The sequence below is a fragment of the Rhizobacter sp. J219 genome (genome assembly GCF_024700055.1).
Classification (GTDB): Bacteria; Pseudomonadota; Gammaproteobacteria; order Burkholderiales; family Burkholderiaceae_C; genus Rhizobacter.
Genome location: NZ_JAJOND010000001.1, coordinates 1,691,608 through 1,703,243, shown reverse-complemented (window position 1 = coordinate 1,703,243; position 11,636 = coordinate 1,691,608). Strand labels below are relative to the sequence as shown.

General features: G+C 67.1%; 7 protein-coding genes. 6 read left to right on the top strand and 1 reads right to left on the bottom strand.

Features of this window, described 5'->3' with window-relative positions; translation table 11 throughout:
• The first annotated feature begins 59 nt into the window (after positions 1 to 59).
• The 4 genes from aceE (at position 60) to lpdA (ending at position 6,596) form a co-directional block, all read left to right on the top strand.
• The gene (aceE, locus tag LRS03_RS07710; protein ID WP_257824806.1) at positions 60 to 2,768 is read left to right on the top strand and encodes a pyruvate dehydrogenase (acetyl-transferring), homodimeric type; all 2,709 of its coding nucleotides are present in this window, start codon (positions 60 to 62) and stop codon (positions 2,766 to 2,768) included.
• A gap of 24 nt (positions 2,769 to 2,792) precedes the next feature.
• Entirely contained in the window at positions 2,793 to 4,169 is a 1,377-nt protein-coding gene (aceF, locus tag LRS03_RS07705) for a dihydrolipoyllysine-residue acetyltransferase (protein ID WP_257824805.1), read from the top strand.
• A gap of 76 nt (positions 4,170 to 4,245) precedes the next feature.
• Positions 4,246 to 4,824, top strand: coding sequence for an Ntn hydrolase family protein (locus LRS03_RS07700; protein WP_257824803.1), 579 nt, complete (start codon positions 4,246 to 4,248; stop codon positions 4,822 to 4,824).
• Between the two features lie 2 nt (positions 4,825 to 4,826).
• Positions 4,827 to 6,596, top strand: a complete 1,770-nt coding sequence (gene lpdA / locus LRS03_RS07695; protein ID WP_257824802.1) for a dihydrolipoyl dehydrogenase — start codon at positions 4,827 to 4,829, stop codon at positions 6,594 to 6,596.
• A gap of 13 nt (positions 6,597 to 6,609) precedes the next feature.
• Here the strand turns inward: lpdA and LRS03_RS07690 are convergent, their stop codons facing one another.
• On the bottom strand, positions 6,610 to 8,493 hold the full coding sequence (locus LRS03_RS07690; protein ID WP_257824801.1) for a TolC family outer membrane protein: 1,884 nt from the start codon (positions 8,491 to 8,493) through the stop codon (positions 6,610 to 6,612).
• Positions 8,494 to 8,784: 291 nt separating this feature from the next.
• Between LRS03_RS07690 and LRS03_RS07680 the strand changes: the two genes are divergently transcribed.
• Positions 8,785 to 9,498, top strand: coding sequence for a transglutaminase-like cysteine peptidase (locus LRS03_RS07680; RefSeq protein ID WP_308296404.1), 714 nt, complete (start codon positions 8,785 to 8,787; stop codon positions 9,496 to 9,498).
• 49 nt (positions 9,499 to 9,547) lie between these two features.
• Positions 9,548 to 11,476 carry a bifunctional diguanylate cyclase/phosphodiesterase gene (locus LRS03_RS07675; protein ID WP_257824800.1) on the top strand — a complete coding sequence of 643 codons (1,929 nt, stop codon included), beginning with the start codon at positions 9,548 to 9,550 and terminating at the stop codon, positions 11,474 to 11,476.
• Positions 11,477 to 11,636 lie beyond the last annotated feature (160 nt).

Genomic DNA, 11,636 nt, shown 5'->3' with positions numbered 1-11,636 from the left:
TTGAAAAATTTTGGACTTGTGGGACACTGCGCCGCAATCTGATCAACAAGGAGACAAGCATGTCTGCGATGCCTGAAGCCTTCCTGGGCGCGGCGGCCAACGATGCCGACGCACAAGAGACCCGCGAGTGGCTGGACGCCCTGTCCGCCCTGATCGAGGCAGAGGGCCCGGACCGAGCCCACTTCCTCCTTGAAGAACTGATCAGCCACGCGCGCCAAGCCGGCATCGACATGCCGTTCTCGGCCCGCACGGCCTACGTCAACACCATCCCGCCGGACCAGGAAGAGCGCATGCCCGGCAACATCGAGATCGAGGAGCGCCTGCGCGCCTACATGCGCTGGAACGCGATGGCGATGGTGGTCAAGGCCAACCGCCTGCACCCGCACGACGGTGGCGACCTCGGCGGGCACATCTCCTCGTTCGCCTCGCTGGCGACGATGTTCGGCGCCGGCTTCAACCACTTCTGGCACGCCGAGCACGAAGGCCACGGCGGCGACCTGCTCTACATCCAGGGCCACAGCTCGCCCGGCATCTACGCCCGCGCCTTCATGGAAGGCCGCATCACCGAAGAGCAGCTCACCAACTTCCGCCAGGAAGTGGGCGGCAAGGGGATCTCGAGCTACCCGCACCCGAAGCTCATGCCCGAGTTCTGGCAGTTCCCGACCGTCTCGATGGGCCTGGGGCCGCTGATGGCGATCTACCAGGCGCGCTTCCTGAAGTACCTGCACGCCCGCGGCATTGCCAACACCGAGAACCGCAAGGTCTGGGTCTTCTGCGGCGACGGCGAGATGGACGAGCCCGAGTCGCTCGGCGCCATCGGCCTGGCCGCCCGCGAGAAGCTCGACAACCTCATCTTCGTCGTCAACTGCAACCTGCAGCGGCTCGACGGCCCGGTGCGTGGCAACGGCAAGATCATCCAGGAACTCGAGGGCGAGTTCCGCGGCTCCGGCTGGAACGTCATCAAGCTCATCTGGGGCAGCTACTGGGACCCGCTGCTCGCCCGCGACAAGGAAGAGATCCTGCGCAAGGTGATGATGGACACCGTCGACGGTGACTACCAGGCCATGAAGGCCAACGACGGCGCCTTCGTCCGCAAGCACTTCTTCGGCCAGCACCCCAAGCTGCTGGAGATGGTGGCCAAGATGAGCGACGAAGACATCTGGCGCCTGAACCGCGGAGGCCACGATCCGCAGAAGGTCTACGCGGCCTACCACCGCGCCGTGAACACCAAGGGCCAGCCGACCGTGCTGCTCATCAAGACGGTGAAGGGCTTCGGCATGGGCAAGAGCGGTGAAGGCAAGAACACCGCCCACCAGACCAAGAAGCTCACCGACGAAGACATCAAGGGCATGCGCGACCGCTTCAACATCCCGGTCAGCGACGAGCAGATCGAGAAGGGCATTCCCTTCTACAAGCCCGCCGACGACACGGTCGAGATGCGCTACCTGCACGAGCGCCGCAAGGCTCTCGGCGGCTACCTGCCCAAGCGCCGGGTGAAGGCCGACGAGTCGCTGAAGGTGCCCGACCTGGAAACCTTCAAGGCCGTGCTCGAGCCCACCGCCGAAGGCCGCGAGATCAGCACGACCCAGGCCTACGTGCGCTTCCTGACGCAGCTGCTGCGCGACAAGGAAGTCGGCCCGCGCGCCGTGCCCATCCTCGTCGATGAGGCGCGCACCTTCGGCATGGAAGGCCTCTTCCGCCAGATCGGTATCTACAACCCCGAAGGGCAGAAGTACACGCCGGTCGACAAGGACCAGGTCATGTACTACCGCGAGGACCAGGCCGGCCAGATCCTGCAAGAGGGCATCAACGAAGCCGGCGGCATGAGCAGCTGGATCGCGGCGGCCACCTCGTACAGCACCAACAACCGCATCATGGTGCCGTTCTATGTGTACTACTCGATGTTCGGCTTCCAGCGCATCGGCGACCTGGCCTGGGCGGCGGGTGACATGCAGGCGCGTGGCTTCCTGCTTGGCGGCACCTCGGGCCGCACCACGCTGAACGGCGAAGGCCTGCAGCACGAAGACGGCCACAGCCACATCCTCGCGGGCACCATCCCCAACTGCATCAGCTACGACCCGACCTTCGCGCACGAAGTCGGCGTGATCCTGCACCATGGCCTGAAGCGCATGGTGGAGAAGCAGGACAACGTCTTCTATTACCTGACGCTGCTCAACGAGAACTACGCGATGCCGGGCCTCAAGCCAGGCACCGAGGAAGAAATCATCAAGGGCATGTACCTGCTGGAAGAAGGCGCGAAGAAGACCCCGCGCGTGAACCTGCTGGGTAGCGGCTCCATCCTGCGCGAGTCGATAGCCGCCAAGCAACTGCTGAAGGACGACTGGGGCATCTCGGCCAACGTGTGGAGCTGCCCGAGCTTCAACGAGCTCGCCCGCGACGGGCAGGACGTGGAGCGCTGGAACTTGCTGCACCCCACCGAGAAACCGCGTGTCGCCTTCGTCACGCAGCAGCTCGACAAGCACAGCGGCCCGGTGATCGCCTCGACCGACTACATGAAGAACTACGCCGAGCAGATCCGCGCGTACATCCCGAAGGGCCGCGCCTACAAGGTGCTCGGCACCGACGGTTTCGGCCGCAGCGATTTCCGTTATCGCCTGCGCGAGCACTTCGAGGTCAACCGCCACTACATCGTGGTGGCCGCCCTCAAGGCCCTGGCCGATGAGGGGACCGTGCCCGCGGCTAAAGTCGCCGAGGCGATCCAGAAATACGGCATCAACGCCGACAAGATCAACCCGCTGTACGCCTGACCGTAGGCACGGAGACACAACAACATGGCGCTGGTGGAAGTGAAAGTCCCCGACATCGGGGACTTCAAAGACGTCGAAATCATCGAAGTGCTGGTCAAGCCCGGTGACACGATCAAGGCTGAGCAATCGCTCGTGACTGTCGAGAGCGACAAGGCTTCGATGGAGATCCCGGCCTCGCACGCCGGGGTCGTGAAGGAAATGAAGGTCAAGCTCGGCGACAAGATCAGCGAAGGCTCGCTGCTCCTGTTGATCGAAGCGGCAGCCGGTGGCGCGGCGGCAGCACCTGCTCAGGCGCCGCAGTCCGAGCCCGACACTTCGAACCAGAAGGTGGCCCCGGTCGAGCTGGCCCTGGCGCCCGCGCCCGCCCCCGCCCCGGTTCAAGCACCGCCGCCTGCGGCTGCAGCCGAGCGCACCGTGCCGACCGCCGCCTTGCCGGCGCACGAGCCGACCGCACCGCGTGGCCACCTGCCGCACGCCTCGCCGACGATCCGCAAGCTCGCCCGTGAACTGGGCGTGCCGCTGGAAGAAGTCAAGGGCACCGGCCCCAAGGGCCGCATCACCCACGACGACGTGCACGGCTTCGTCAAGGGCGTGATGGCCGGACAGGTGCAGACCAAGGCCCAATCGGCCAAGGGTGGTGCTGCTGCGGGTGGCGGTGGCGGCAACTTCCCGGGCCTGCCGGCGTGGCCGACGGTCGACTTCGCGAAGTTCGGCCCGATCGAGCGCCGCGACCTGTCGCGCATCAAGAAGATCAGCGGCGCGGCCCTGCACCGCAACTGGGTGATGATTCCGCACGTCACCAACCACGACAACGCCGACATCACCGAACTGGAAGCCTTCCGCGTCCAGACCAACAAGGAAAACGAGAAGAGCGGCATCAAGGTCACGATGCTGGCCTTCGTCATCAAGGCGGTGGTGGCGGCGCTCAAGAAATTCCCCGAGTTCAACGCCTCGCTTGATGGCGACCAGCTCGTGCTGAAGCAGTACTTCCACATCGGCTTCGCGGCCGACACGCCGAATGGCCTGGTGGTGCCGGTGCTGAAGGATGCCGACAAGAAGGGCATCCTGCAGATCAGCAAGGAGATGAGCGGTTTCGCCGCCAAGGCACGCGACGGCAAGCTCGGGCCCGCGGACATGAGCGGTGGCTGCTTCTCGATCAGCTCGCTGGGCGGCATTGGCGGGCGCTATTTCTCGCCCATCATCAACGCGCCCGAGGTGTCGATCCTCGGCCTGTCGCGGGGTGTGACGGAGCCGGTGTGGGACGGTAAGGCCTTCCAGCCGCGCCTGATGTTGCCGCTCAGCCTGAGCTATGACCATCGCGTGATCGACGGCGCCGCTGCGGCGCGTTTCAACGCGTACCTGGGCCAGGTGCTGGCGGACTTCAGGAGAGTCCTCCTGTGAAGCCCCCACGTCGCTACGCTCCTGCCCCCCAACGGGGCTCGGCCCTCCTTGGGGCGGCCCGGCGGAGGGCCGCTCTGTGACGACCGTTGTCGTCGTGAGGAAGGCGGGACAAGTGGCGATCGCAGGTGACAGCCTCGTCACCTTCGGCGACACCCGCCTGCCGCACGGCTACGAAAGCAACGAGAAGCTCTTCAAGGTCGGTGACTCCTGGATCGGCATGGCCGGCACCACGGCGCACTTTCCCGTGCTGCGGCGTGCGCTCAACTGGCTCGCCCCCGAGGACCTGAAGCTGCATTCGCGCGACGAGGTGTTCGACACCTTCCTCAAGATCCACCCGAAGCTGAAGGAAGTCTTCTACCTGAACACCAAGGAAGAAGACGCCGACCCTTACGAAAGCTCGCAGCTCACCGCGCTGATTGCAAATGGCAGCGGCATCTACGGCGTGTACTCATACCGCGAGGTGTTCGAGTTCGACCGCTTCTGGGCCATCGGCTCGGGGCGTGCGTTCGCGCTGGGTGCGATGTACACCGCCTTCGACCGCGCCAAGACCGCGCGTGAACTCGCCGAGATCGGTGTGAAGGCGGGATGTGAATTCGACAAGAACTCCGACGGCCCTGTGAAGGTGCAGACGATCAAGCTCAAAGGAAAAGATTGAACATGGCCACGATCGAGATCAAAGTGCCGGACATCGGCGACTTCAAGGATGTCGCCATCATCGAGTTGCTGGTCAAACCCGGCGACAAGGTGGCAAAAGACCAGTCGCTCGTGACGGTGGAAAGCGACAAGGCGTCGATGGAGATTCCGTCGTCGCACGCCGGTGTCGTGAAAGAACTGAAGGTCAAGCTGGGCGACAAGATCAGCGAAGGCTCGCTGCTGTTGACGCTGGACGCTGAAGGTGCAGCAACGCCCGCGCCGGCTCCTGCCGCTGCAGCGCCCGCCAAGGCGGCTGCCCCCGCGGCCGCGCCGGCCGTGCCCGCGCCCCAGGCCGCCACGCACAGCGGCGGCTCCGACCTCGAATGCGACGTGCTCGTGCTCGGCGCCGGCCCCGGCGGCTACAGCGCCGCATTCCGCGCCGCCGACCTCGGCCTGAAGACCGTGCTCGTCGAGCGTTTCCCCACGCTTGGCGGCGTGTGCCTCAACGTTGGCTGCATTCCTTCCAAGGCGCTGCTGCACGTGGCCGCGGTGATGGACGAGGTGAAGCACTTCGACGCGCTCGGCGTGAGCTTCGGCGAACCAAAGGTCGACCTCGCCAAGCTCAAGGCCCACAAGGAAAAGGTGGTGGGCAAACTCACCGGCGGCCTCACCGCGATGGCCAAGATGCGCAAGGTCACCGTGGTGCAGGGCACGGGCGAGTTCCTCGACCCGTATCACCTCGGCGTGACCAAGGCCGATGGCGGCAAGCAGATCGTCAAGTTCAAGAACGCGATCATCGCGGCCGGCTCCGAGGCGGTGAAGCTGCCCTTCCTGCCGAAGGACGATCCGCGCATCGTCACTTCCACCGGTGCGCTCGAATTGCGCCAAGCCCCGAAGCGCATGCTCGTGATCGGCGGCGGCATCATCGGCCTGGAAATGGGCACGGTCTACAGCAGCACCGTCGGCACGCGTCTTGACGTGGTGGAAATGCTCGACGGCCTGATGCAGGGCGCCGACCGCGACATGGTGAAGGTGTGGCAGAAGATGAATGCGCCGCGCTTCGACAACATCATGCTCAAGACCAAGACGGTCGGGGCCGAGGCCACGAAGGATGGCATCCTCGTGAAGTTCGAGGGCGAGAATGCGCCGAAGGAACCGCAGCTCTATGACCTCGTGCTGCAGGCCGTGGGCCGCGTGCCCAATGGCAAGCGCATCGGTGCCGAGAAGGCTGGCGTGGCGGTCAACGAGCGCGGCTTCATCCCGGTCGACATCCAGATGCGCACCAACGTGCCGCACATCTTCGCCATCGGCGACATCGTCGGCCAGCCAATGCTGGCGCACAAGGCGGTGCACGAAGCGCACGTCGCGGCCGAGGTGGCCTCAGGCGACACGCATGCGGCCTTCGATGCGCGCGTGATCCCGAGCGTGGCCTACACCGACCCCGAAGTGGCCTGGGTGGGCCTCACCGAAGACGACGCCAAGGCGCGCGGCATCAAGGTCAAGAAGGGTCACTTCCCGTGGACGGCCTCCGGCCGCGCCATCGCGAACACGCGTGACGAAGGCTTCACCAAGCTGCTCTTCGACGAGGAAACCGGCCGCATCGTCGGCGGTGCCATCGTCGGCACGCATGCGGGCGACATGATCGGCGAGGTCGCCGTGGCGATCGAGATGGGGGCCGATGCCATCGACATCGGCAAGACCATCCATCCGCACCCGACGCTGGGTGAAAGCCTGGGGATGGCGGCGGAGGCCGCCGAAGGTCACTGCACCGACCTGCCGCCGGTGAAACGTTGATCGGGAAGCAACCCTAGCGGTTGCTTTCCTTCACGATCAACCACTGCCCGCCGATCTGCTGCCAGATCAGGCTCTTCTGCATCACGTCGCTGAAGCCTTCGGAGCGGTAGGTCTGCTTGAACTGCGTCTCGACACGGTCGGGCGCGAGTTCACGTGCGAGCACTTCTTCGAGCTTGACGTTGATGTCGCCCTTCTTGGTGACGAGCCGGCGGCGCTGGGCTTTCCAGCCGTCGGTATCGCCGCGATCGGAGCGGAACTCGGGGGCGTAGAACGCGAGGTAGCGGTCCACCTCCTTCGCTTCCCACGCGGCGGCCCACTCGTTGAGGCGGCGCACCGACAGGGCGGTCGGACCGTTCACCGAGGCAGCGGTCGGCTCGCTGGGCAGGGCCGGGGCCGAGGCACGCAGCGACACCGGTTGGGTGCGCAGCGCCGGGTTGGTGCTGTCGGCGGTTGCGCGGGCGGTGCCCGGGGTCGACGGCAGCGGCGCGCCCGGGGCGAGCGAGGCGGCGCGGCGGTTCAGCTCTTCGAGGTTGAGCGGCTGGGTTTCGATCGCATCGAGCGGGCAGCGGCCCGGGCCTTCGTCGCCGGCAGACCAGTTCTCGGCGCCTTGGGGGACCTCACGGTCGCTGCGCAGGCCGAGCTGCGTGTTGAGTCGGCTCAGCGCGGCCTGCACGCGGGCGTAGGCGATGCCGAGGTCGTATTCGGCGTTGGCGTACGAGCGGCGTGCGGTGTAGGTTTCGTTTTCCGAGTTGAGCAGATCGAGCAGGCTGCGTTGGCCGATGTCGAACTGCTGGCGGTAGGCGTCGCGTGCCTTCTCGATCGCGAGCGTGTTGCGGTCGAGGTAGATGAGCTGATCGGCGAGCTTGCGGGTGTCGTTGTAGGCGATGGCGAGCACCTGGCGCACGTCGCGGCAGGCCTTGTCGCGCTGGTCGGCGGCCTGGTTGACGAGGTTGACCTGCTGGCGCACGCGGGCGCGGTCGCTGCCGCCGTTGAAGAGGTTCCAGTTCAGCACGATCTCGGCCGAGCTGTCGCTGCGCTGGTCGCGCACGCCGTCGAAGTTCTTGCCGGTGCCGGAGCGCAAACGCGCCTCCACCTTGGGCTGGTAGGCCGACTCGCGTGCGCTCAGCAACTCTTTCGTGGCGCGCAGCGTCTCGATCGAGGCACTCACGGCGGGGCTGCGCCGGGCGGCTTCGAGCGAGGCTTCGTTGGCCGAGGCGGGCAACCCGTCTTTCAGCGGCAACGGCAGCGGCAGGCTCTTCGGCGGTGCCACGCCCACCACGCGCTGGTAGCGCGCCGAGACGTCGTGCAGGTTGGACAGTTCGGTGGAAAGGTTCGACTCGGCGAGCGCCAGGCGGGCACCCGCCTGTTCGAGGTCGACCCCGCGGCCCACGCCGGCCTTGAAGCGCGACTGGATCTGGTTGAAGGCGCTCTTGTGCTGCACGTAGCTGTCTTCGGCCAGCTGCACGAGGCGGCGGTAGCGCAACACGTCGTAGTAGGCGCGGGCGGCTTCGAGCGCGGTCTGTTCGGTGGCGTCGAGCAGCTCGAAGTAGCGGGCGAGCTTCTCGTGGCCGAGGCGGCCGACTTCGTTCTGGGTGGCCAGGCCGTCCCACAGCAGCTGGGTCAGCGTGAGCGCGGCGCCGCTGCGGCTCAGCGACTGCTCTTGCGGTGTGCGGTTGGCGACACGGTCGCGGTCGTGGCCGGCCGAGGCGCTGAGGTCGAGGCGCGGGTAGTAGCCGCCGCGGGCCACGTCGACCGCATCGGCGGCGGCGCGGTAGGCGTTGAAGCGCGCGGTGACGTCAGGGCTGGTGCTGATCGCCTGCTGTGCCGCGGCCTTCAGCGCCTCGTTGCTCTGTGCGCTGGCACTGGCGGTAAACGCCAGGGAGAGGGCAAGAGTCAAGGCTCGGGTCGTGAAGTGCATCGGGCGGATCTTTCGGGTGCGCCGTACTTCGACTTCGTAGTGAGGGGTTCCTTCGACGCCGGGCGAGTTTAGCCGCCGCGTTGCGCGGGCCGGGGCCCCCTGACCGGATGTTCCGCTGGGACTATTTCACGACCCCGGTCTGCACGGGCGTGTTCCGTGAAAAAGGCCCGGCCGTTGAATAGCACCGCACGGGGCGGCCCGCCTCTCAGAAGGGCCTCAATTCCGCCGGTGGGATGACGACAACAGGTCGTTGATCCGTCCTGCGCGCCTGTGCCGAACTTCTGCCCCCTTTCATCGAAGCGACATGACCTGCAGGCGCGGTGCACGCCGCTGCGCTTGTGGGCGGTGGCGTGGCTGGTGGTGGCGCTGCTGGTGCCGGGCCTGCCCACGCAGGCCTGGGACGCCGAGCGCATGAAGTCTGCGGCCGCGCGGCTGTCGCCGCGTGCCGTGGCCGGTGTGCAGGCGCTGCAGCCGCTGCTGATGCAGTCGGTGGGACAGGACGAGCTGGCCCAGCTGCAGACCGTCAACCAGTTCTTCAACCGCCGCATCCAGTTCCGCGAAGACACCGAGGCCTGGGGCCAGGTCGACTACTGGGCCAGCCCGCTCGAAAGCCTGGACCGGGGCCAGGGCGATTGCGAGGACTACGCCATCGCCAAGTACTTCAGCCTGCTCGCCGTGGGCATGCCGGTTGCCAAGTTGCGGCTCGTGTACGTGCGGGCGCAGATCGGCGGGCCGCAGGGCGTGGTGCAAGCCCACATGGTGCTGGCCTACTATGCGGCACCCGGTGCCGAACCGATGATCCTGGACAACCTCATCACCGACGTGCGGCCTGCCTCGCGCCGGCCCGACCTGGTGCCGGTGTTCAGCTTCAACAGCGAAGGGCTGTGGCAAGGTGTGGGGCCGCAGGCGGCGGGTGATCCGGCGGCGCGGCTGTCGCGCTGGCGCGAGATTCTTGTGAAGGCGAGGGCGGAGGGGTTCCAATGACCCCGAAGATGGGAATGACGAAGGGCCAACGAACGAGAAGGAAAAAGGCATGTCGCTGATCCGGCAGATCTGGCTGTTGATGCTCTCCACGGTGCTGCTGGCCTATGCCGGCAGCGTGACCGTCTCGGTCGAGTCGGCCCGGCACTACCTGCAGACGCAGCTGCGCCTGAAGAACGCCGACAACGCCACCTCGCTGGCGCTGGCCCTGTCGCAGCAGAAGGGCGACCGCGAGCTGATGAATCTCCTGATGTCGGCCCAGTTCGACACCGGCTTCTACCGCCGCATCAAGTTCGTCGCCGCCGACGGCAGCGTGCCCTTCGTGCGCGAGGCACAGGCGACCGGGCAGCTGGCGCCGGCGTGGTTCGTGAAGCTCGTGCCGATCGAGTCGGACCCCGGCATCGCGCAGGTGTCCGACGGCTGGCGGGCGCTCGGCAAGGTCGAGGTGGTGAGCCACTCGTTCTTCGCGCACGACGAGCTGTGGGCCGGCACGCTGCGCACCGCGGCGGCGCTCGCGCTGGTCGGCGTGGTGGCGGGCGCGATCGGCGCGCTGCTGATGCGGCGCATCAAGAAACCGCTCGACTCGACGGTGGAGCAGGCCCATGCGCTGGTGGCGGGCGAGTTCCGCATCGTGCCCGAGCCGCGAGCGCCCGAGCTGCAGCGCCTCACCCGCGCGATGAACACCATGGTGAGCCGGCTGCGCGTGACCTTCCAGGCGCAGGCCGACCAGCTCGACACGCTGCACAAGCAGGCCAACCTCGACCGGCTCACCGGCCTGTCGAACCGCTCGCACTTCCTCGGCCAGCTCACCGCCGCGCTGCAGCGCGAAGACGGCACCGCCGAAGGCGGCCTGGTGCTGCTGCGCGTGATCGACCTCGCCGGCATCAACCGCAGCCTCGGCCATGCGGGTGCCGACCGCGTGATCACGACGATTGCGCAGGCGCTCAAGCCGTATGCCGAGCGCGCCAAGGGCTGTTTTCTCGGGCGCCTGAACGGCTCGGACTTCGCGCTGTGCCTGCCGGTGCCCGGCGTGGCGCGCGAGACGGCGCAGGCGCTGTCGGATGCACTCTCGGTGCTGCTCACGAGCCTGGGCGGCGGCGCGGGCATCTGCCTGGGCGCCATCGAGCTGCGGCGCGACATGACGCCAGCGCAGGTGATGAGCGCGGCCGATGCGGCACTCGCTCGAGCCGAGGCACGCGGCCGTTTTGCCGTCGAGCTGAGCAGCGAGCCGGTCACCAGCGTGGCGATGCTGGGCGAGGCCGCGTGGCGGCAGCGCATCCGCGATGCGCTGGTGCAAGGCCGTGTGCACCTCGTCAACTTCCCGGTGGTCAACGCACGCCGCGAGCTGCTGCACCTGGAATGCCCGCTGCGGCTGCAGCTCGAAGAGCAGGGCGAGTTCGAGCCGGCCGCACGCTGGCTGCCGCTGGCGATGCGCAGCCGGCTCACCGTCGACGTGGACGAACGCGCCCTCGCGCTTGCGATCGCCGAATCCAGCGCCGACGGTCAGCCGCGATGCGTGAACCTTTCGCCCGCCTCGCTGGCCGACAGTGCCTTCTCATCACGCTTGCGTGCGCTGCTGTGGGACTCGCCGCGGGTGGCGCGGCTGATCTGGCTCGAAGTGTCGGAGTCGGCCGCGGTCGAGCATTTCGACCTGCTGCAGGAACTGAGCCGCCAGCTGCGACCGACCGGCGTGCGCCTGGGGCTGGAGCATGCGGGCGAGCGCCTCGGCCTGATCCCCCGCCTTTTCGAGGCAGGCCTCGACTACGTGAAGCTCGACGCCTCGATGATCACCGGCGTGGGCCACGACGAACACCGCGCGACCTTCGTGCGCGGCACGGTGACGCTGCTGCACGGCCTGTCGCTGCAGGTCTATGCCGAAGGCGTGACCGATGCGACCGACGCCAAGGTGCTGTGGGAGTGCGGCATCGACGGCGCCACTGGCCCCTACATCAGCTCGCAGCAGGGCTCGCCCGGCGGCTGAACTGGAGCGAGCGCAGCAAGCGACAGATCGAGCCACGCCCACGGAACCGGCTCTGCCGGGCCGTAGGGTGGGCCTTGCAGGCCGCGCCAAGCGCAAGCGCTTGTCTCTTCGCCAGGCACATTTCGTCCACTGGACGAAATGTGTCCGGGCTCAGCCCCTT